The sequence below is a fragment of the Pseudomonas sp. FW305-20 genome (assembly GCF_058788075.1).
In genome coordinates, this window is sequence record NZ_JBYTAJ010000007.1 from 60,731 (window position 1) to 79,859 (window position 19,129).

The following is a 19,129-nucleotide window of genomic DNA, read 5'->3' on the forward strand; positions in this document are numbered from 1 at the left end:
GCCTCGCTACACCGATCACACGTAACACCTAGGGCATCGCGGAACACGGGCCGTCCGGAATCGACAGCGTCGCCCGCAACCCGCCCTCCGGCCGGTTGACCAGGGTGATTTGTCCGCCCAGCCGAGTCGCAATGGTGTTGACGATAGTCAGCCCCAATCCCGCCCCCTGGACGTTACCGCGACTGTAAAAACGTTCGAACAACCGGCCGCGTTCAGCTTCGTCGATGCCTGGCCCCTGATCTTCGACACTCAATGAATAGAACCCGTCAGCCTGATCGAGGCGCACGGTGATGACGCCGTGCGCGGGGGAAAAATTTGCCGCGTTGCTGATCAGGTTATTCAGGGCGATGTCGATGGCGGCGGCGTCAGCGATTACGTTCAGCGGCCGGTCAGTGACGTCGAAAGCCAGCTCAAGGTTCTTGCTCAGTAACCAGGGTGTTAGCTGAGCCAGGCTGTCGCGCACCGTTTGAGTCAGGTCGATCGAGTGCAGCACCGGCATTACGGCTGTGGGTTCAAGGCGAGCCATGGTCAGCAATTGGTTGACCAATCGGCTGGCTCGGTCCACGCCCGAAATCAGAAACGCCAAGGATTCCCGGCGCTCTTGTTCGGTGCCGGCTTCCAACAGGTTTTGCGCATGCACCCGCAGCACCGCCAAGGGCGTGCGCATTTCATGGGCGGCATCGGCGATAAAGCGCCGTTCGCGGCCGAGCACTTCCTGAATTTGCGTGAGCATGCGATTGAGCGCCGCTTGCATCGGTTCGAGCTCGCTGGGCAGCGGGGTCAGTTGCAGCGGTTCCAGAGAACCGCTGTGCCGTGCCCGCAACGTCGCCGCCATATCGGCCAGGGGCTTGAGGCCCCAGCCAATGGCCAGCCAGACCAACGCCACAAGAATCAGGCTGCCCAGCACATTGGGCCACAGGGTATGGCGCAGGATCCGGTCCACCAGGTCCGAACGCACATCGTCGCGTTCGCCCACCCAGATCCGCAAATCCGTTTGTTTGTCTTCCAGCATGAACGCGCGCCAATGGCGGTGGCTCAGATCCACCACATCGCTGAAACCGGGTTTCGACGGTGGCGCGGTGAAGGAGGGCGCGCTGGCGGTGTGCACCAGCACTTCGCCCTGACGATTCCAGACCTGAAAGGCAATCTTGCTTTCATAGGGATGGCCATCGACGCTCGGCACCGCTTCGCCCAGGGCTTTGTTGAACGCCTGATACAGCTCGGCGTGTTCCTTGCTGGCCAGCGGCATGCGCATCACACCCTGCAGCAGCCGGGCGTTCTGTGCGAGCTGGGCGTCATAGACTTCGGCAATTTCGTGGTTGCTGTCGTTCCAGTTGAACACACTGATCACCGCCAGACCGGCGAGCACCAGGCCGATGATCAGCGTCAGGGTGCGGCGCCGAATGGACGTCATCGACGCTCCTCCACCAGGTAACCGACACCGCGAATGGTACGGATCAGGTCGGTGGAGAACTTTTTGCGCAGGTGGTGGATGTGCACTTCCAGGGTGTTGCTTTCGGCTTCCTCGTTCCAGCCGTAAAGCAACTGCATCAAGTGATCGCGGGTCATGACCCGGCCTGGTGGCGAGAGCAATTCGTGAAGCAGCTGATATTCCTTGGGTGTCAGCGCCACCGGTTCGCCCTGATAGCTGACTTGCTGGGTGCCAGGGTTGAGGCTGATGCCGGCGTGTTCGATCAGCATCTGCGCGCGGCCGGCACTGCGCCGCAGCAAGGCCCGCAGACGCGCCTTGAGTTCGGACAGATCAAAGGGCTTGATCAGGTAATCGTCGGCCCCGGCATCCAGCCCGGCGATACGGTCTTCGGTGGCGTCCCGCGCGGTGAGGATCAGAACCGGCAGGTTGGAGCCGCTGTCACGCAAGCGGCGTAATACTTCCAGCCCGTCCATCCGCGGCAGGCCGAGGTCGAGCACTGCCAGGTCGAAGGATTCGCTGAGCAGCGAATGCAACGCGCTGCTGCCGTCCTGCAACCAGTCGACGGTGTAACCTTCGCGGCCTAGGGCCTGCTGGATGCCTTCGCCCAGGGCCGTGTCATCCTCAATCAGTAATAAGCGCACACAGATTCCTGTCAGTCGATTTTCTTGTTCACGTCCGCCAGCAACGCTTCGATCTCTTTGCGCCGCCCGGCGTCGGCGGTTTCCCGGCCGGGTCTTGGGTCTGCCAGCAGGGCTTTTTGCAGCGCGCCCCGGGCTTCGCTGTAGCGTTTTTGACGGTAGAGGTGATCACCCCAGAAGTACAGACTATCGATGCCGTTCGGGTTCAGTTGCAAGGCCTGCTTGAGCAACTGTTCGGCCTTGTCGGCGTCGCCGAAACCGATGGGCCAGCCCGGTACACGGTCGTACAGCGCGCCGAGGCTGGTGTAGGCCGAGCCTTGCAGGGCTTTTGGGTCCAGGGCCAGGGCTTTCTCCAGGTCGACTTTTGCATCCTTGACCTTGCTCAGCGCACCGAGCCCGCCCTGGGCGCCGGCCCAACTGCTAGAGACGATACCGGACCAGATCCAGGCTTCGGCCACCGATTGGCGTTCGCGAGTGAACGCCGAGGCCTGGCCGGCGAGTTTTTCGAACGCGGCGGTGCGCTGCTCGGCCGGCAGTTCGTATTGAATGTGCGCCCAGCTTTGCTGGATGCCATTGAGACGTTGTTGATCGGCGGCGTCCAGCGCCCAGGCGCTGTGGCTCAAGGCGGCCATCAGCAGGCAGGCAAAGAGTTTTTTCATGGTTTGAGGTTCTCGTTATCAGGTTTCTGACTCAGGCGACGGATCAGTGGCAACTGCTTGCGCAGGCCGCGATCCACCAGGTTTGGCAACAGGCTGTTCAGGCGTACGAAAAAGCGTTCCGGCCAGCCCAGGTACAAGTCGCGGTGGTCACCGGCAATGGCGTGCATCACCGCCGAGGCGACTGTTTGCGGGTTGTCGACACTGGATTTGAGTGCGTCATTCAAGGCCTGCGCAGCCGGGCTGTTCATGCTGGTGCGGGTGGCACGTGGCGCGACGTACAAGACGCCAACGCGGGTGTCGGCCAGTTCCCGACGCAGGGCTTCGGAGAACCCCCGCAGGGCAAACTTGGTGGCGCAATAGCTGGCGTAACCGGGGTAGCCGATGGAGCCGTAGGTCGAACCGACGTTCACCACCATCGCGCTTTCAGCTTGCTTGAGCAGCGGCAGTAATAGCTTGGTCAGGCAGATTGGCGCGCTGATGTTCACCGCCAGCATGGCGTTGATGTCGCTGTCATCGAGCTGTTCAAGCATGGCGAAGTGATTGACCCCGGCGGCATTGATCAGCAGGTTGATACCGCCGATGGCTTCGGCGGCGGCCAGCACTTTGCGGCGGTCATTGAGGAACGTCAGGTCGGCGCCGATCCAGCACAGCTGCTGCGGATAGCGTTCGAGTAACGGCGCCAACGGTTCCCGATGCCGAGCCACCGCCAATACCCGGGCGCCACTGGCACACAAGGCAGTAGTGATTGCCAACCCGATGCCGCCGCTGGCGCCGGTCAACACCACGCGAGTCTCAGACAGGTGCATGCAGGTTCTCTCCAGCGTGTGGCAAACCGCGGAACATGTCGGTGTAAAGCGTGTACACCACTTTGGAGGCATGAATCACGGCGGCCTGGTCGGCCGGATCATCGAGGGTGTTCATCAGTCGCCGATAGGTCTGCATGTGCTCGATATCCAGCGAACCATGGGAGCTGAGGTAACTGAAAGCGCTTTGCGGCAGGTCCAGGCGTTCGCGGATGCTGTCGGCGGCATGGGTGGCCAGGGCGATGCTGGTGCCTTCAAGCACATTGACCATGCCGAACAGACCGACCGGGTTGTCCCGGGCAATCAGGTCGTAGAGGAAGCTGACCATCAATTCGATCGGCAAGGACGGACGACCGTCGCGCACCGCGTCCTTGTCGCCGCCGCAGGCTTCGATGTCGTCGAGGATCCATTGTTCGTGACCGTATTCGTCCTCGATGTACTCGCCCACCGCTTTACGCAGCCATTCCAGGCGCGACGGCAAACGGGCACCGCACGCCATCATCAGCGGTACGGTGTGGCGCACGTGGTAATAGGCTTGCGCCAGGAAGGCCCGGTAACTTTCCAGGCTGACCTTGCCCTCGAGGGCGTCGCGGATGATCGGCAGATTGAACAGTTCATGGCGTTCGTGTTGCGTGGCTTCTTGCAGCGTGTCGAAAAAACTCATGTCGCAGATTCCTCTGAAAAGACAGCTTCAGTCAGTTGCTCGCGGTAACGCTCGACGATGGCGTCCCGGCGCGGACGGCCATTGGCGGTCAGCAGACCGTTGGCGGGTGTGAACGGTTGATCCAGCCGGGTCCAGTGATGGACCTGGGCGTAATCGGGCAAGGCCTCATTGGCCTCGGCCACGGCGGCGGCCAGTTCTTCGTCGGTGCAATCCGGGCGATGGGGCCAGAGCAGCGCGTGGTTGCTTGGCATCGCTTCGCCGTAGACAAAGGCCTGGGCGATATGACGACGCTGGGTCAATTCAGCCTCGACCCATTCCGGGTTCACATTGCGGCCGTAACTGGTAACGAATTGATGCTTCTTGCGCCCTTTGAGGTAGAGAAAGCCTTCGGGGTCGAACTCGCCAAGATCGCCGCTGGGCCACCATTCATCGGTGTGCGGCGCCTCGCCGAGGTAACCGAGCAAGGTCGCCCCCTTGATCAGCACTTCGCCGTCGTCGGCCAGGCGAATGTCCACGTGGGGCAGGGGCCGGCCGACACTGCCGGGGCGGCGCGCTTCTGGTCGATTGAGGCACACCACCGACGCGCACTCGGACAGTCCGTAGCCTTCGTAAACCGGTAGGCCGATCCGGTGCGCTCGGAGCAGCAATTCTTCGCTAACCCGACCGCCACCCACGGCGGCAAAACGCAACGCGTGGGGGCTGAAGGCTTTTTGCTCGGCGGCGCTGACCAGCATCAACAGCAACTGCGGCACCAGGATCAGACTCTCGGGAGCACGGGTGGCCAGGCATCCGAGCAGTCGCGGCACCTCCACACCGCTGGCACCCTGAATGCCCAGGGTTTTCTGGCTGGGCAAGCTTAGCGTCGCGCCGGCATACAGCGCCGCGTAGCAACCCAGATTTTCCAGCAGGATCGCCAGCGGCAGAAGTGCGAGGTGATGCTGTGGGTTGGTGGGTTTGCTGGCCTGATTCAGTTCGCGAGCAACCCGCAGAATGCTTTCGGCGCTCAAGCACACGCCTTTGGGTGTGCCGGTGGTGCCCGAGGTGAAGGTCAGTTTTGCCGTGCCTTCGGGCATCCGGTTCGGGCCGCTGAAGGTGCACCGCCAGAATTCACCGGTTTTTTCGTAACCTGCCATTTGCAATTCCGCTTCCAGTGCTGGCTCGGCAATCACCAGGGCGGCCTGGCTTTGCTTCAGGCAATGTTTGCGTTGAGCCGGGCTGAAAAAAGGTGGCAAGGTCAGGCAGGTCAGGCCTTCAAACAGCACGGCCAGGTCCCAGAGCATGGCTTCGACGCCATTGTCCAGGGCCAGTGCAACTACCTTGACGCTTTCATCGCGCAGACGCTGCTGGCGATACGTCACTTCTGCGTACAGCGTGGCGTAGTCCAGTTTCAGGTGATCGCCCCACAGGGCGATGGCATTGGTCTTGCGTTCGGCATGGCTGCGCAGGGCCTGTTTGAAACGCTCGGTTTCAGGCGACATGGCTGGATTCCTCGATCGACGATGGCAACCCCAGGCGATTGAACATCCCGATATTGCGCAAATGGATGAAGCCGGCGCGGATGTTGCCAACGTGCACCCAGGGCTTGCTCTCGTAGTAACTGCCCCAGCTATGGCGGTCGTCGCCCAGCCGCGCAGGATCGGCGGCGCACAGAGTTACGGGTTTCAAACCCAGACGATGAAAGCTGTTCACCAGGCCGATGTTGCCGGTGAACGCCACCCATTCCAGGCCACCCATGGCCAGCAGGTAAGTGATAGCGATGATGCTCATTCGCGCACTGCCGGTGTCGTTGGCAGCCAGGTTGCCCACCTCGACGATACCCGTGCGGTCTACTGCACAATCGGCCGCGGCACTGATCAGCGGGTCGATCGGCTCGTCCAGGTAACGTTCCAGAAACAGTGGTTCGCTATTTGCCAGCCGCACGCCGGCCACCGCACACAGTTCACCTGACGCGTTGTTCATGCCAAACAGCTCCGGCATGAAATGACGGATGTCGGCACCGTGGGCCTTACGGAAACGTTGCTGGATAAAGGCTTCGAAGACGGGACGCAGGGGTTCGTCCGGCAGGGCTCTGGCCAAACTCATCTGCGATGTTTCGGCTTGTCCCAAATGCAGGGGCAGAGGGATGTTCCAGTTGAAATCGGGCATTGAAAGACGCCTCCCCAAGTAAGTGTGGGAGGAGTATCGGAGGCATTTCTTAACGGAGTCTGAAGGTGGCCGAAAGATCGCTCGGGCCAGCCTTCAGATTGCGTTAAGACTGGGCGGGCAGGGTGGCGCCCATCGGTTCGGCAACACAGCGCAACCGGGCTGCGCGAATGACTCGACAGCCACAATAACGTTCACGAGGCCTGTTATGACCCGCGATGCACTCGCTCACCAGTATGGAAAACTCTCGATCACCTTGCACTGGCTGATGCTCGCGCTGTTTGTCGGCGTGTATGCCTGCATCGAAATCAAAGGGCTGTTGCCAAAGGGACACGCCTTGAAGAGCTTGTTTCTTGGGTTGCACGGCTTGTTCGGGCTGAGCATTTTTGTGTTGGTGTGGGTGCGCTTGCTCGGGCGGCTCACCCCGCGTCCGCCGATTACGCCGACGTTGCCCGTCTGGCAGACAGGCGTTTCGCACCTGATGCACCTGGCGTTGTATGGGCTGATGATCGCCACGCCTTTATTGGCCTGGCTGATGCTGTCGGCGGGTGGCAAGCCGATGCCTTATTTCGGATTTTTCCTGCCTTCGCCGGTGGCGGTCGATCCTGACCTGGCCAAGCAGTTCAAGCATTGGCACGAATTGCTCGGCAGCGCCGGTTACTGGCTGATCGGCTTGCATGCGGCGGCAGGGTTGTTTCATCACTATTGGGTCCGCGACAACACCCTGACGCGCATGCTGCCCGGTCGATCCGGCAATACGGTCAATCAACGTCAGCGCTAATCTCGAACCCGGTGCTGGCCAGGCGCTCGCCGTTCACCAGAATGTGCACGGCGTGTTGACCGGCGTAATGCCGACGGGTGGTGAGTTCCTTGATCTGCTGGCTACGGGCGATGGATTCAGTCGCCTTGCCGGGAAGCGTCAGCGCCTTGAGCTTGAACACCTTCGCCGAGGTGCTGCCATTGGCTTTGACGTAATCGATCGCGTAGTCGATCACCAGTCGCTGACTGTCCTGCACCTTGGATTTCACGGTGAAGGACAGGGTGATTTTTTCACCCAGACGAATCACCGCCGGTTCCACCTTCACATAGATGATCTCGACCTCAGGCTTGCTGCCCGCGCCAATGATCGCCAATGCGCGTTGATTGCCTTGTTTGATCAGGCTGCGCAGGGCGTGTTTGGCGATCCATGCCGTGTGTTTGTTGTCCAGTGACCAGCCTTCGATCAGGTCCAGCACCCATTCGGGGTGATCCTTGGTGATGTCGTTGAGGTGGTTGGCCACGGATTTGCGCACGTAGAGGCTGTTGTCGGTCTTGAGGTTGTCGAGGATCGCCGCCGCCAATGTCGGGTCAGCCTGAACTTGTTCCAGTCGAAACGACCATGGCAGGCGCGGGCGGCTGCCTTCGCTGGCCAGACGGCGGACGTGTTCGTTTTCGTCCAGGGACCACCCGTGCATGACCGCCAGGGAGCGTTCGATGTCGCTGCGCAGGAAATAGCGGATCGCGAATTCCGAGGAGCCGAAGGTGGTGAAATATTTCAGCGCCTCCATCGACTGCTCGAAGGCCTGTCCGCCGTAGGTCGCGACGTAATGCGGTAGTGAAATGCTGACGAAGCCGCTGTTCAGTCGCGGGGCGAGGGCGCGCAGCACTTCCAGCGTTTCTTCATAGTTCAACGGCAGGACCGCGTGCAGGCACTCGCTGACTCGGGCCATGCGCTGCATGATGGATAATTCGGCCAGTCCGTCGTTGGCCAGTTTAAGGAAGGCCTTGGCGTTGAACGCGGGGTAGACGGCGGTCATCTCGGTGGCGATGTGCTTGAGGCGGTCGGCGTTGAATATTTCTTTCAGGGCGGGAGCGGGTTGGTCAGCGGCCATTGTGGATTCCTTATGTCGATCGTGGGAACGATCAGTTATGCCTTGCCTGATTCTTCTTCCAGTTGATCCGACTCAAACAATCTCGCCAATTCCGCCCGGGCTTCCTGCGCCGTCTGCAAGACCTTCGCCGCATCGTCATAAATCATGTGCTGGGCCTCAAGCACCTGCTCGTCGTGATGCTTGAAACGCTTGATCCGCGCGTCGGCTTGGGCCTGGGTCAGTCCCAGGCCGACCAGCGTGCGCCGGCTCATTTCCAGACTCGAATAATAGGTTTCCCGGATGGCCTCGGCGCCAAGGTCCACCAAGCGATGCACATGCTGGCGGTTCCGTGCCCGGGCGATGATTTTGATGTGCGGGTAGAGTTTGTGCACCAGTTCGGCGGTCTTGATGTTGGTGTCCGGGTCGTCGGTGGCGATGACAAAGTACTCCGCCTGCTCGACCTTGGCCGCACTGAGGATCTCCGGGCGCATCGGGTCGCCGTAGAACACCGGCACACCGCCGAAACTGCGCGACAGTTCGATGGTTTCCACCGAGGTGTCGAGGGCGACGAACTTGATGTTCTGCGCGCGCAGAATCCGCGCAACGATCTGCCCCATACGGCCCATGCCGGCAATCACCACGCGTGGCGTGTCGGTATCGATTTCGCGGAATTTCTCCGGCACCACCACCGGTTGAACCTTGGGGCTGACCAGTCGCGCGCAAATCAGCAACAGCAATGGCGTCACCGCCATCGACAAGGTGATGGTCAGCACCAGCAAGTCGTACAGGTTCGGCTCGAACAGCCCCTGATCGCGGCCAATCTTGAACACCACAAATGCAAATTCACCACCGGCCGCGAGCACGATGCCGAGGCGAATCGCACTGACCTTGCCCAAGCCACCGGCCAGCCGACCGACAACGAACAACAGCGGCAATTTGATTGCGATCAGCAGCAGGGTCAGGCCCAGCACCGTGATCGGGGCGCTCAGGAGCAGGCTCAGGTTCGCGCCCATGCCGACACTGATGAAAAACAGCCCCAGCAGCAATCCCTTGAACGGCTCGATTTGCGCTTCCAGTTCGTGGCGGTATTCGGAGTCCGCCAGCAGCAACCCGGCGAGAAACGCCCCCAGCGCCATGGACACGCCGACCAGATCCATCAGCCATGCCGTGCCCATCACCACCAGCAATGCGGTGGCCGTGGAGACTTCCGGCAAACCGGTCTTGGCCACCACCCGGAACACCGGCCGCAACAGGTATCGGCCACCGATCACCATCACCGCGATGCTGCCCAGCACGCGCAAGCCGTGATTGAGGCCTTCACCCGCGCTGCTGGCGTGATCGCCGCCCGCCAGCAACGGCACCATGGCGATCAACGGGATAGCGGCGATGTCTTGGAACAGCAGAATCGCAAATGCCAAACGTCCGTGGGGGCTGGTCAGTTCCTTGCGCTCGGCCAGGCTTTGCAATCCGAATGCCGTAGACGACAGCGCCAGGCCCAAGCCCAGTACGATCGCGCTGTTCAACGGTTGGCCAAACACGAACAACGCCAGCACACCAATCACCGTGCCCGTCAGCAGCACTTGCGCCAGACCAACGCCGAATACCGATTTGCGCATCACCCACAAACGTCGCGGCGACAGTTCCAGGCCAATGATGAACAGCAGCAACACCACCCCGAGTTCGGAAATGTGGCTGACGCTTTGCGGATTGCCAATCAAGCCCAGCACCGACGGGCCGATGATCACGCCGGCAAACAGGTAACCCAGCACCGCCCCCAGTTGCAGGCGCTTGGCCAAGGGAACGGTGAGCACCGCAGCGAACAGAAACACGACAGCGGCTTGCAGCAGGTTGCCTTCATGGGGCATGACAAAAACTCCATTCACTCGGTATGGCGGGGGGGACAAGGATAAAGGGTGATGCTTCATGCGTCAGCAATGACAGATAACGATGTTGCCTGGCCTACTGCCATCGCGAGCAGGCTCGCTCCCACAATGGTTCTGCGGTGGACACAGTATCTCCGCCCCCTGCAAATAAATGTGGGAGTGCGCCTGCTTGTGGATATCACGCCAGTGGAGCGTTAGCCCGCAAGCAACATTTGGCCATTGAAGGCTGATTGAAATCGCCAGCGGTTCCGGTAAAGCTCGGCGGCGATTTCATTGACTGGATGTCAGGAGCTACCCGTTGGACAAGAAACCCCTCTACCGCAAGGTCAATACCCGCACTTGGGGTGTCTGGCGTAACGAAATTACCGGGCATTACCGGCATCAGCGCAATACCAAGAATGAAATCAACAACGATGCGTCACGGGGTTCGATGCATGGAACTCGCCGGCACGGGTTCGATTACACGCCGTTGTTCCGGTTTCTGCTGTCTCGCGTCGGTAGGCAATGGGATGAGGTTTTCAGCGAAACGGTGGCTCGCCTCGATCGGCCTGAACCGGTGTTCTGGATGGTTGCTCTGCATGAAAACGAAAGGAAAGAGCAGGTGTGTCTGGGAGAGTCGAGCTACTTCAGCGGCTTGTATGTCGATGGTCAAGGGTATCTGCGGATCGTCAATCCTGAGCTGAAAGCCGAGCACATGACGCCAAACTGTCATTGCTGCACCCACACGTTTAACGGCATTCCTTTCGGCCGGCGCAAGGACTGAACGGGTCAATCGACCCGGCTATGACTCATCGATTGTTCACCCAACCGATACTGGTTATTCCCACTGCGCTTCGCCTCATACATCGCCAGATCCGCAATATGAATCAACCGGTCCATGCTCGGCGCATGGTCCGGGAACACCGCGACCCCAAGGCTGGTGCCGATGTGTCGTTGATCATTGCCGATGGTCACCGGTGGCGACAGTTCGACGAAGATTTTCTGGCAGATGCTGCGGGCTTCGTCTTGCAGGCTGTTGCCTTGGGGCAGGCCTTGAAGGATGACCACAAATTCATCACCACCAATCCGGGCGACGGTATCCGTTGAACGCAGGATTTTCTTCAATCGCGTGGCGGTGGTGATCAATACCCGGTCGCCGGCGGCATGGCCGTAATGGTCGTTGATTGCCTTGAAACCATTGAGATCGACAAATACCAGCGCAACCCTCGTGGCGCTGATGCGCGCCTGTTCCAGCGCTTCGGACAGACGCTCCTCGAGCACCAGACGATTGGGCAGACCAGTCAGCGGATCGAAATGGGCCAGGTGTTGCAGGTAGCTGGCGGAGGCTTTTTCCTCGGTGATATCGCGTACCACACCCATCATCTTGATCGTTGCATCGTGGTCGTTCTTGACCACATTGCCTGTTTCCCGAAGCCAGCGGATCGTGCCGTCGGGCCACACCACCCGATATTCCTCGTCATGGTTGTCGCCGGTATCCAGGCAGCGCAATTCCCCGGCCCGGACCCTGGCCCGGTCGTCCGGGTGGACACATGAGCAAAACAGCGCGTAGGAGGGCGTTACTTCGTCGATCTTGAAGCCAAACATGCCGTAGATAGCTTCCGACCAGTAGAGCTTGTCGGTGTCGACATCCCAGTCCCATGTGCCGATACGGGCAAAATACTGGCTGCGCTTGAAGCGTTCGGCGTCACCGTCCTGGCGGATGTTTTGTCCGTCAGTCAGGCTGGTGAGCAGCACGCGATACTCGGCCAGCTGCTTTTGCAGCGAGCGCTCGCGACCGATCAACGCGACGATCAGGGCTAGCATCACTGAGCCGATGGCGACGCTGGTCCAGTCCACATTCATGCAGGTTTTGCCATCGTCGCGTATCAGCCGTATCGGGAGAGGTGCGCCTATGTTAGTTCACACGGCCCTCGATCAGCAGCCTCTATTACCGGAGGCGCCAAACTTATAGCAGTTCACCTTTGTCCCACAGATGCACCAATTCTCCAGGCGCTTTATCTTCAGGCACCTTCATCACCATCCGGTCGTCCTGTTCGCCGCTGCGGTAGCGCACTTCGATTTGATAGAAGCGCTGATCGCCGCGGCCGGCGGATGAACTCGTCATTGGCAGGCAACCTTCGAGCAACGAGCAGATGCGGCTACGTTGCTCTGCATCGCATTGGGCGAATTCGATCTCTCGGGGGCGGGTCAAGCTGTGGATCGCCGCTACGCCGCCCTGGCGGGAGACACAGACCACCGCGTTATCGTCCAGCGTTGGCAAGGTTTTCATTGTTCCTCCAGCGTCAGGTCGACGCCCACTTCAGACCAGCCGTGTCGCACCGCTTCGACTGCTGTTGCCCCCAATCCTTGCCGGGCATGCTCGACAGTCAGTTGCGCGAAGGCACTGAATGTCGCTTCGCTACCCAGGCGCTTGTCGCACAGCGCGTCGTACCAGATGCGGCCGGTTTTTTCCCAGGCAAAACCGCCCAGCGCCATCGCGGCCAGATAAAACGCCCGATTGGGGATGCCCGAATTGATGTGCACACCGCCGTTGTCTTCCTGGGTGATGACGAACTTGCGCATGTGATCCGGTTGCGGATCCTTGCCGAGCAACGGGTCGTCATAAGCCGTGCCCGGATGGGCCATCGAGCGTAAACCGATACCTTTGATGCCCGGTGCCAACAAGTCGGCGCCGATCAGCCAGTCAGCCTCTTCGACGGTCTGGCCCAGTACATGTTGTTTGATCAGCACCCCGAAAACGTCCGATATCGATTCATTCAATGCCCCGGACTGGTTGGCATAAACGAGACCGGCTTCGCTTTCGATCACGCCGTGCGTCAACTCGTGACCGACCACATCCAGAGAGCGGGTGAAACGCTCGAAGATTTCGCCATCGCCGTCACCGAACACCATTTGCGCGCCGTTCCAGAAGGCGTTCTCGTAATCCTGGCCGTAATGCACGCTGCCGACCAAGGCAAAACCCTTGTTGTCGATGGAGTCCCGACCCAGCACCTTCCAGAAGAAATCATAGCTGGCACCCATTGCGTCGTAGGCTTCGTCGACCGCCGGATCGCCGGTTGCCGCCTGACCTTCAAGTCGCACAGGCATACCCGGCAGCAGCATTTTGCCTTGCGCGTCATGAATACTGCGCTGTGCCAGGCCGGGGCGACCGGACAGCGGCAGGATCGCTTTGGCGGGTGGCCGCGATGGCGGGCCGGGATTGTGCCGCAGACGACGGACATGGCTCAGCGTGGCCTGGGCGCTGGAGCGCTGATGGTCGGAACCGTAGGCGATGATTCGGTTGAGGATGTAGGGCGGGATGAAACTGTACAGCGGTGATGAGTCGGTCATCAGAGCATCCTTTCCTGAAACGAAGACGTTATTCATGTGAGCCGGAGGACGGTCTTTCGGTTCCGTGGATTGCCTTGCGCGCCGGTTTCTGCGAAAACCTCCGTCCACGCCCCAAACACCGGGCGACTGTTAACGAGTAGGAATCATGAGCGACGAGTTGCAAATCATTGACCTTGAGCCGGGCGACGGCAAAGCCGCCGTCAAAGGCGCGCTGATTACCACCCAATACCGCGGCTGGCTGGAAGACGGGACAGAATTCGATTCCTCCTACAGCCGGGGTAAGCCTTTCCAGTGCGTGATTGGCACGGGGCGGGTGATCAAGGGGTGGGACCAGGGGATTATGGGCATGCAGGTCGGCGGCAAGCGCAAATTGCTGGTGCCGGCGCATCTGGCCTACGGTGAACGGACCATGGGCAAGATCACGCCGAACTCGAACCTGATTTTCGAGATTGAATTGCTGGAAGTGCTGACGCGGGATGATTGATTTGTTGGGTGTGGGCTGAAATGGCGAACCCCGCCATCTCAGTTAGAAGAAATGGTGGGGTTTTTATGTTTTCTGGTTTGATTCAGCGAGTCAGGTGAACATTTCAATATCGTCGAGCGTGTCAGCAACTGTGGCTTCAAGTGCAGGGAATTTTCCTTTTACGGAATCAAGGGCGGGCATCACGGCTTGCATTTCAAGCTCACCGAATCTGCGGGCTACATGGCCGAGTGCGGTGATTGCTGCCGCAGCCACCGACTGAGTGCCACTCTCGAGATGTTTCAGGCAAATGGTCTGAGCCCAGGCACTGTCTTGCTCATTTAATCCGATGGAAATCAGCGCGGTGATAATGTTCTTTTCTAAGCCGCTATCAAAGAGACCGACTGCTTCGTCATGGCTAATCGACGGATCGTGGTAGATCAGACTCACTGTCTAGCTCCCAGGATGTTTCCCTTTATATCGGCTTTTTTTGCCTTGATTAATACATTTTTCATATCTTGATGGAGTTTATTCCATGTTCTGACATGTCCGTGGCTCTATGAACTGCTGGAAGTGCTGACGCGGGATGATTAACCGCTAAGACTGAAAGGTCTCCCGATAGGCATACAAACCCGGTGTTCCGCCGGTCATCACGAACAGCACGTTGTCTCCGGTACGGTAGCGTCCTTGTCTGAGATCGGCCAACAGCCCGGCAAACGCTTTGCCGGAGTACACCGGGTCGATCAACAGGCCTTCGGCGCGAGCCATCAGGCGCACTGCTTCCTGCATGGCTGGCGTTGGCAGACCGTAACCGTCGCCCAACTGACTGCCGTCAATGGCGATCTCTTCGGCCTGAACGACGGCCTTGCTACCCAACAGTGCCAATGCGTCCTGGGTCAATTGCCGGGTTCTGTCCCCTGACGTGTCTCGATCGGACAAAACCGAATAGGACTTGACGATCGAGGTGCCTCGGCCCAGCAACTGGAAGCCCGCCGCGAGCCCTGCGTGAGTGCCGGCGCTGCCGTTGGGCACCACGACCTGATTGAAGCTGAGGCCGAGTTCCGTCTCTTGCTGTGCGATCTCCGCTGCGCAGCGCGCATAACCGAGACTGCCCAGCGGCGTTGAACCACCGGTGGGAATCACCAGCACGTTGCGCCCCAAATCCCGAAGTTGTGCGGCCCGTATTTCGGCCACGGCGAGTGAGTTGCTGCCGCCGGCAAGCACCTGTAGCTGTGCGCCGAACAATTGGTCGAGCAGGACGTTGCCGTTAAGTTCGTAATCCACATCGGTTTTGGGTACCGCGCGGGTCAGAATCAGTTCACAGGCAAGGCCCAGGCGCGCGCACACCGCGGCGGTCAGGCGCGCATGGTTGGACTGAATGCCGCCCACAGTGATCACCGTGTCGACTCCGGCCGCCAGCGCTGCGCCGATGTGAAATTCGAGTTTGCGCAGTTTGTTACCGCCACCGCCAATCAGCATATGATCGTCGCGCTTGAGAAACAGGCCGATTCCCTGCGGCTTCAAGCCCAGCAGGTGTTCGAGGCGTTCAGCGCGCTGAATGGGCGTGGTGCCTTGCAGGAGCTCTGCCCGCGCAAAACAACTCAGTGACGTGTCCAGTAGGGTTTGCATCAATGGAGCCTCGTTGTTCACCTTTAATAATGTGACTCTATGGAGGACGCCCTTCGTGATAAACGCATTGCCGGTTATTACTCCTTTAACCTGATGTACTTAATCAAGCGTTCCGCTTTCTCCCTTCACAAGGCATGGTCATGAGCAAACTCAGGCAAATGGAGGTTTTCGTCGCCGTGGTCGAGGCAGGCAGCTTTGCCGATGCGGCCAGTGATGTCGGGATGTCGGCGGTCATGGTTGGACGGCATATTCAAAGCCTGGAGAAAACCCTCAATACCAAATTGATTCAACGCACCACCCGACGCCAATCCATCACCGGGGAAGGTCGGTTGTTTTATGAAGAAGCCAAGCGGGCACTGGAGCAGGTGAAGTACGCGTTCAGCCGGGTGGAGGCGTCGAACCCGGAGCCCAGCGGACTGTTGCGAATCACCGCACCGATGACCCTCGGCGTGGCATTGGTCGGTCCTCTGGTTTCGGCGTTCATGCAGTGTTATCCGCAGATCCAGGTCGAGCTGATTCTGAGCAACGAAGTGGTGGACCTGTACGAGACGTCATTCGATCTGGCGTTCAGGATTTCCGAACTGATCGGCGTGAATCTGCTGGCCAAGCCATTGCCACCGTATCGAATGGTGATCTGCGCATCGCCCCGGTATCTGGAAAAATGGCAGGTACCTCAGTCCCCCGAAGACCTGCACCGACACAGAATCCTCACCCACACGTCCTGGAGCAATCGTTTTGCCTGGCCTTTGCAAAACGGCGCAAGCGAGGTTCCCTGGCCCGAAGGAGCGGTGTTGAAAAGCAATGACGGCCAAGTGCTGCTGCAGGCGGCCGTGGCCGGAGAGGGGATTTTGATGCAGCCCGATTTCCTGGTGTCGGCCGCGTTGGCCAAAGGCGAACTCGTGCGGATTCTGGACGCCTATGCGCCGCCACCCAAGCCGGTACAGATGGTGTATCCACGCTCGCGAAAATCACTGCCGAAGTTGAAAGCCTTTATCGATTTTGTTGCGCAGCGACTGGCGTGACCGTTGCGTGTTGACGTGGTCTTACGGCAAATCACTAAACAGCGGAATACGCCCGTTCAGCGAAGGCCGGTAATGCCAGGTCAGGCGATCCAACGCAGGTTTTAACGTCAGAATCTCCCTCAAGGTGGCGCAGGCAATACTCAAGGCCAACACCTGCCCCGGACATTGATGCCGCCCCGCACCAAAGGTAAAGCTGCGCCGGTCTGGACGATCCAGAAGAAAGACGTCGGGATGGTCATTGAGCTGCGGATCACGATTAGCCGAGGCCAACAGCACCAGAATCACGTCGCCGGGGTTCAGGCTTACCCCCTCGATTTCACAAGGCGCAGCGACAAACCGGCGGGTGTTCTGCACCGACGGATCGAAGCGCTGAACTTCAGCGATCAGGTCGTTCACGGATGTCGATTGATTGTGCAACGACGGGTTTCGAATCAGCGCCAACAACGCATTTCCGATCAGTCCGGCGGTGGCCTCATAGGTCTGGGAAAACAACCCGATCAGGTTGGCGATCAACATTTCGGAGTCGCCAGAGGTTGCCGCGAAGCGCTGGCGGATCCCGGCGAGCAGGGCGCTCTGATTGTTCGGGTCATCCAGCAGCTCAATCAAATAGCCGCTCAAGTGTTCCGCCGCTACGTGCGCGGCATCCCGTTGCGCCTGATCGCCGAGGGGCGACAGGCACGCGACGAAATTTACGGTCAGCTCGCTGATAGCGCGGCTTTGAGCCGCAGAGAACCCCAGCAATGCAGCCACCACGCAAACCGGCCCGCGGAACATTGCCTTGTACAACCCATCGGCGTCTGCAGTGATCAGGCGAGCGCCGACGAGCGCATTGACTTCATCTGCATCAATAGACGCCAACCCTGGCTGTATCGCCGACCTCGGGCAACGCTGCCCCTCGCCCTCATTCATCCGCATCAACCGACCGAAGACCTTGCCGGCCATCCCGCCAACTATCGCCTTGGGCACCGGTTCATGGGACGGTCGAACATGACAGTCAGGATGCGCCAGCACTGCCGCAACGGCTCGGGCGCTACTCGCCACCCACACTTTCAGTCCTTGGTGAAAAACCATCCCGCCCTGCGCGCGCAGTTGCGCGTAATAGGGATAAGGATCGGCATGAGTCGCAGCGATGATCGGGTCCATGGGTCGCAGCCTTGTTCGTGGTTGGAAAAGTGTTGCTACTATCTCCAGTCCGAAAGGGCCTTGATTCGTCCGGGAACGAAATATGAACGTAGAACAGCACGACATCGGCGTCTCTCAGGTGGCTGCAGCGATCGCGGAACCGGCCCGGACGAAAATCCTCTGTTCGCTGATGGACGGCCACGCCCGCACCAGCACTGAGTTGGCGGCGATTGCCGAAGTCAGTGCGTCCACCGCCAGCGCGCATCTGGCCAAACTCAAGGAGTTGGCGCTGGTGCGGCTGCACGTGCAGGGCCGACATCGCTATTACAGCCTGACGGACAAGCGTGTGGCCCAGGCGCTGGAAGCGTTGATGGTGATCGGCCAGAACGCTGCACCGACCTTCAATTCGCGCACCCCGGATCGCCTGCAATTCGCCCGCACGTGTTACGACCACATGGCCGGCACGTTGGCGGTGCTGCTGCATGACCGGATGATCGAAGCGGGGTGGCTGCTGGCAACCGATGAACAGGCTTATCAGTTGAGCCAAAGCGGTGAGGCGTTGTTTGAAGGGTTGGGTATCGAGGTCAAGGATTTGAGCACGCTGCGCCGCCGCTTTGCCTGCCCATGCCTGGACTGGAGCATGCGCCGCCCGCATCTGGGTGGATCGCTGGGGGCGGCGTTGTTGAAAACGGCGATCACGCGCAAATGGGTGACTCAAGACCTGGACAGCCGCGCGCTGGCATTGACGGCGACGGGACGCAAGGAACTCAGCAGCCGGTTCGCTGTTGAACTGCCAGTTCAGGTATCGACAACACAAACCGCGCTCACCGAGCCCCGGCGTCGAGCGATCGCCAGGTCTGCACCTTAGCGACTGGCCGAGGCCATCAGCACGCCGAAACCGGCGAAGGTCACACCCGAGACTTTCGCCGCCAGCCAGGAACCTTTCGGACTCGACAACCAGCCTTTGGCAGCATTGGCGAGCAAGGCATAGCTGCCATGCACGAGGATCACCAGCACGCCATAGGAGGCGACCAGTTTGAAAAACTGGGTGGAGAAGTGCGCTGAGGTGTCGATGAATTGCGGGAACACCGCCAGAAAGAAAAACACGGCCTTGGGGTTCAGAAACTGGATCGAAGCCGCTTCCAGGAAGCGGTAGCCCGGGCTTGAGGGACGTGTTTCAAGCAGCGTGTTGAAACCTGCCGAGCGCCAGCTCTTGTAACCCAGGTACAGCAAATAGGCGGCCCCTGCGTATTTCAACGCAGTAAAGGCGTTGGCGGAAGTGCTGAGGATCAGGCCGACGCTGGTGGCGCTGATGGCGGCGACGATAAACGCACCCGATGCGATCCCCAGAATGCCCGGCACTGCCCCGGTCCAGCCATGGCGCACCGCGTTGGACAGGGTCAGGACAACGCCAGGCCCCGGACTCAAAATGGTCAGGGTGGCGAACAATAGAAAGAGTCCGTAGCTGTTCATGTCTTGCTCCGTCAGGTGGCGC

Annotated in this window: 21 protein-coding genes; 5 read left to right on the forward strand and 16 right to left on the reverse strand. The window is 59.8% G+C overall.

Annotated features, from left to right (window positions below; all coding sequences use genetic code 11):
• Positions 1 to 28: 28 nt before the first annotated feature.
• Genes AC3WP4_RS08270 through AC3WP4_RS08300 form a run of 7 tightly spaced genes read right to left on the reverse strand, consistent with a single transcriptional unit; the run spans position 29 to position 6,341 of the window.
• Positions 29 to 1,414, reverse strand: coding sequence for an ATP-binding protein (locus tag AC3WP4_RS08270; protein WP_102616534.1), 1,386 nt, complete (start codon positions 1,412 to 1,414; stop codon positions 29 to 31).
• Entirely contained in the window at positions 1,411 to 2,073 is a 663-nt protein-coding gene (locus tag AC3WP4_RS08275) for a response regulator (protein ID WP_074875964.1), read from the reverse strand. The genes AC3WP4_RS08270 and AC3WP4_RS08275 overlap by 4 nt, the downstream gene beginning before the upstream one ends.
• 11 nt (positions 2,074 to 2,084) lie before the next feature.
• On the reverse strand, positions 2,085 to 2,729 hold the full coding sequence (locus AC3WP4_RS08280; protein ID WP_102616535.1) for a tetratricopeptide repeat protein: 645 nt from the start codon (positions 2,727 to 2,729) through the stop codon (positions 2,085 to 2,087).
• Complete coding sequence (locus AC3WP4_RS08285; RefSeq protein WP_074875968.1) at positions 2,726 to 3,535, reverse strand: SDR family oxidoreductase; 810 nt, start codon at positions 3,533 to 3,535, stop codon at positions 2,726 to 2,728. The genes AC3WP4_RS08280 and AC3WP4_RS08285 overlap by 4 nt, the downstream gene beginning before the upstream one ends.
• A complete protein-coding gene (locus AC3WP4_RS08290) occupies positions 3,522 to 4,196 on the reverse strand; it encodes an iron-containing redox enzyme family protein (RefSeq protein WP_102616536.1) in 675 nt (224 codons plus the stop codon). Before AC3WP4_RS08290 ends, AC3WP4_RS08285 begins: the two co-directional genes overlap by 14 nt.
• Positions 4,193 to 5,674, reverse strand: coding sequence for an AMP-binding protein (locus AC3WP4_RS08295; protein WP_102616537.1), 1,482 nt, complete (start codon positions 5,672 to 5,674; stop codon positions 4,193 to 4,195). Before AC3WP4_RS08295 ends, AC3WP4_RS08290 begins: the two co-directional genes overlap by 4 nt.
• Positions 5,664 to 6,341, reverse strand: coding sequence for a thermostable hemolysin (locus tag AC3WP4_RS08300; RefSeq protein WP_074875975.1), 678 nt, complete (start codon positions 6,339 to 6,341; stop codon positions 5,664 to 5,666). Before AC3WP4_RS08300 ends, AC3WP4_RS08295 begins: the two co-directional genes overlap by 11 nt.
• 205 nt (positions 6,342 to 6,546) lie before the next feature.
• Here AC3WP4_RS08300 and AC3WP4_RS08305 point away from each other — a divergent pair, with 205 nt between their 5' ends.
• Complete coding sequence (locus tag AC3WP4_RS08305; RefSeq protein WP_102616538.1) at positions 6,547 to 7,119, forward strand: cytochrome b; 573 nt, start codon at positions 6,547 to 6,549, stop codon at positions 7,117 to 7,119.
• Here the strand turns inward: AC3WP4_RS08305 and AC3WP4_RS08310 are convergent.
• Positions 7,100 to 8,209 (reverse strand): DNA alkylation repair protein, encoded by a 1,110-nt coding sequence (locus AC3WP4_RS08310; protein WP_102616539.1) that lies wholly within the window; start codon positions 8,207 to 8,209, stop codon positions 7,100 to 7,102. The genes AC3WP4_RS08305 and AC3WP4_RS08310 overlap by 20 nt on opposite strands.
• 35 nt (positions 8,210 to 8,244) lie before the next feature.
• Positions 8,245 to 10,053, reverse strand: a complete 1,809-nt coding sequence (locus tag AC3WP4_RS08315) for a monovalent cation:proton antiporter-2 (CPA2) family protein (RefSeq protein ID WP_102616540.1) — start codon at positions 10,051 to 10,053, stop codon at positions 8,245 to 8,247.
• 316 nt (positions 10,054 to 10,369) lie between these two features.
• Here AC3WP4_RS08315 and AC3WP4_RS08320 point away from each other — a divergent pair, with 316 nt between their 5' ends.
• Positions 10,370 to 10,834: a hypothetical protein gene (locus tag AC3WP4_RS08320; protein ID WP_102616541.1), complete on the forward strand. Its 465-nt coding sequence runs from the start codon at positions 10,370 to 10,372 to the stop codon at positions 10,832 to 10,834.
• 5 nt (positions 10,835 to 10,839) lie between these two features.
• Here the strand turns inward: AC3WP4_RS08320 and AC3WP4_RS08325 are convergent, their stop codons facing one another.
• From AC3WP4_RS08325 to AC3WP4_RS08335, 3 genes are all read right to left on the reverse strand, one after another.
• Positions 10,840 to 11,913, reverse strand: coding sequence for a sensor domain-containing diguanylate cyclase (locus AC3WP4_RS08325; RefSeq protein WP_102616542.1), 1,074 nt, complete (start codon positions 11,911 to 11,913; stop codon positions 10,840 to 10,842).
• Positions 11,914 to 12,016: 103 nt separating this feature from the next.
• Entirely contained in the window at positions 12,017 to 12,340 is a 324-nt protein-coding gene (locus tag AC3WP4_RS08330) for a protealysin inhibitor emfourin (protein ID WP_102616543.1), read from the reverse strand.
• Positions 12,337 to 13,401, reverse strand: a complete 1,065-nt coding sequence (locus AC3WP4_RS08335; protein WP_102616544.1) for a M4 family metallopeptidase — start codon at positions 13,399 to 13,401, stop codon at positions 12,337 to 12,339. Before AC3WP4_RS08335 ends, AC3WP4_RS08330 begins: the two co-directional genes overlap by 4 nt.
• 145 nt (positions 13,402 to 13,546) lie before the next feature.
• Here AC3WP4_RS08335 and AC3WP4_RS08340 point away from each other — a divergent pair, with 145 nt between their 5' ends.
• The gene (locus tag AC3WP4_RS08340) at positions 13,547 to 13,885 is read left to right on the forward strand and encodes an FKBP-type peptidyl-prolyl cis-trans isomerase (RefSeq protein WP_102650628.1); all 339 of its coding nucleotides are present in this window, start codon (positions 13,547 to 13,549) and stop codon (positions 13,883 to 13,885) included.
• Between the two features lie 90 nt (positions 13,886 to 13,975).
• On the opposite strand, the gene AC3WP4_RS08345 is transcribed toward AC3WP4_RS08340, so the two are convergent.
• Positions 13,976 to 14,311 (reverse strand): hypothetical protein, encoded by a 336-nt coding sequence (locus tag AC3WP4_RS08345; protein ID WP_102615388.1) that lies wholly within the window; start codon positions 14,309 to 14,311, stop codon positions 13,976 to 13,978.
• A gap of 147 nt (positions 14,312 to 14,458) precedes the next feature.
• Positions 14,459 to 15,490 carry a D-cysteine desulfhydrase family protein gene (locus AC3WP4_RS08350; RefSeq protein WP_102615389.1) on the reverse strand — a complete coding sequence of 344 codons (1,032 nt, stop codon included), beginning with the start codon at positions 15,488 to 15,490 and terminating at the stop codon, positions 14,459 to 14,461.
• Positions 15,491 to 15,630: 140 nt separating this feature from the next.
• Here AC3WP4_RS08350 and AC3WP4_RS08355 point away from each other — a divergent pair, with 140 nt between their 5' ends.
• Entirely contained in the window at positions 15,631 to 16,512 is an 882-nt protein-coding gene (locus AC3WP4_RS08355) for a LysR substrate-binding domain-containing protein (protein WP_074875995.1), read from the forward strand.
• Positions 16,513 to 16,533: 21 nt separating this feature from the next.
• Here the strand turns inward: AC3WP4_RS08355 and AC3WP4_RS08360 are convergent, their stop codons facing one another.
• Positions 16,534 to 17,655 carry a cytochrome P450 gene (locus AC3WP4_RS08360; RefSeq protein ID WP_102615390.1) on the reverse strand — a complete coding sequence of 374 codons (1,122 nt, stop codon included), beginning with the start codon at positions 17,653 to 17,655 and terminating at the stop codon, positions 16,534 to 16,536.
• Between the two features lie 82 nt (positions 17,656 to 17,737).
• Here AC3WP4_RS08360 and AC3WP4_RS08365 point away from each other — a divergent pair, with 82 nt between their 5' ends.
• Positions 17,738 to 18,502 (forward strand): ArsR/SmtB family transcription factor, encoded by a 765-nt coding sequence (locus tag AC3WP4_RS08365; protein ID WP_102615391.1) that lies wholly within the window; start codon positions 17,738 to 17,740, stop codon positions 18,500 to 18,502.
• Here AC3WP4_RS08365 and AC3WP4_RS08370 read toward each other — a convergent pair.
• Positions 18,499 to 19,107, reverse strand: a complete 609-nt coding sequence (locus tag AC3WP4_RS08370) for a LysE family translocator (RefSeq protein ID WP_008149720.1) — start codon at positions 19,105 to 19,107, stop codon at positions 18,499 to 18,501. The two genes, AC3WP4_RS08365 and AC3WP4_RS08370, sit on opposite strands and share 4 nt — an antisense overlap.
• Positions 19,108 to 19,129 lie beyond the last annotated feature (22 nt).

Bases quoted from the DNA above. Each gene is read 5' to 3' on its own strand.
- AC3WP4_RS08335 (WP_102616544.1), bottom strand. From the start codon at position 13,401: ATGACCGACTCATCACCGCTGTACAGTTTCATCCCGCCCTACATCCTC.
- AC3WP4_RS08310 (WP_102616539.1), bottom strand. From the start codon at position 8,209: ATGGCCGCTGACCAACCCGCTCCCGCCCTGAAAGAAATATTCAACGCC.
- AC3WP4_RS08365 (WP_102615391.1), top strand. From the start codon at position 17,738: ATGAACGTAGAACAGCACGACATCGGCGTCTCTCAGGTGGCTGCAGCG.
- AC3WP4_RS08305 (WP_102616538.1), top strand. From the start codon at position 6,547: ATGACCCGCGATGCACTCGCTCACCAGTATGGAAAACTCTCGATCACC.
- AC3WP4_RS08370 (WP_008149720.1), bottom strand. From the start codon at position 19,107: ATGAACAGCTACGGACTCTTTCTATTGTTCGCCACCCTGACCATTTTG.
- AC3WP4_RS08290 (WP_102616536.1), bottom strand. From the start codon at position 4,196: ATGAGTTTTTTCGACACGCTGCAAGAAGCCACGCAACACGAACGCCAT.
- AC3WP4_RS08295 (WP_102616537.1), bottom strand. From the start codon at position 5,674: ATGTCGCCTGAAACCGAGCGTTTCAAACAGGCCCTGCGCAGCCATGCC.
- AC3WP4_RS08270 (WP_102616534.1), bottom strand. From the start codon at position 1,414: ATGACGTCCATTCGGCGCCGCACCCTGACGCTGATCATCGGCCTGGTG.
- AC3WP4_RS08355 (WP_074875995.1), top strand. From the start codon at position 15,631: ATGAGCAAACTCAGGCAAATGGAGGTTTTCGTCGCCGTGGTCGAGGCA.
- AC3WP4_RS08300 (WP_074875975.1), bottom strand. From the start codon at position 6,341: ATGCCCGATTTCAACTGGAACATCCCTCTGCCCCTGCATTTGGGACAA.
- AC3WP4_RS08315 (WP_102616540.1), bottom strand. From the start codon at position 10,053: ATGCCCCATGAAGGCAACCTGCTGCAAGCCGCTGTCGTGTTTCTGTTC.
- AC3WP4_RS08340 (WP_102650628.1), top strand. From the start codon at position 13,547: ATGAGCGACGAGTTGCAAATCATTGACCTTGAGCCGGGCGACGGCAAA.
- AC3WP4_RS08360 (WP_102615390.1), bottom strand. From the start codon at position 17,655: ATGGACCCGATCATCGCTGCGACTCATGCCGATCCTTATCCCTATTAC.
- AC3WP4_RS08350 (WP_102615389.1), bottom strand. From the start codon at position 15,490: ATGCAAACCCTACTGGACACGTCACTGAGTTGTTTTGCGCGGGCAGAG.
- AC3WP4_RS08280 (WP_102616535.1), bottom strand. From the start codon at position 2,729: ATGAAAAAACTCTTTGCCTGCCTGCTGATGGCCGCCTTGAGCCACAGC.
- AC3WP4_RS08285 (WP_074875968.1), bottom strand. From the start codon at position 3,535: ATGCACCTGTCTGAGACTCGCGTGGTGTTGACCGGCGCCAGCGGCGGC.
- AC3WP4_RS08330 (WP_102616543.1), bottom strand. From the start codon at position 12,340: ATGAAAACCTTGCCAACGCTGGACGATAACGCGGTGGTCTGTGTCTCC.
- AC3WP4_RS08325 (WP_102616542.1), bottom strand. From the start codon at position 11,913: ATGAATGTGGACTGGACCAGCGTCGCCATCGGCTCAGTGATGCTAGCC.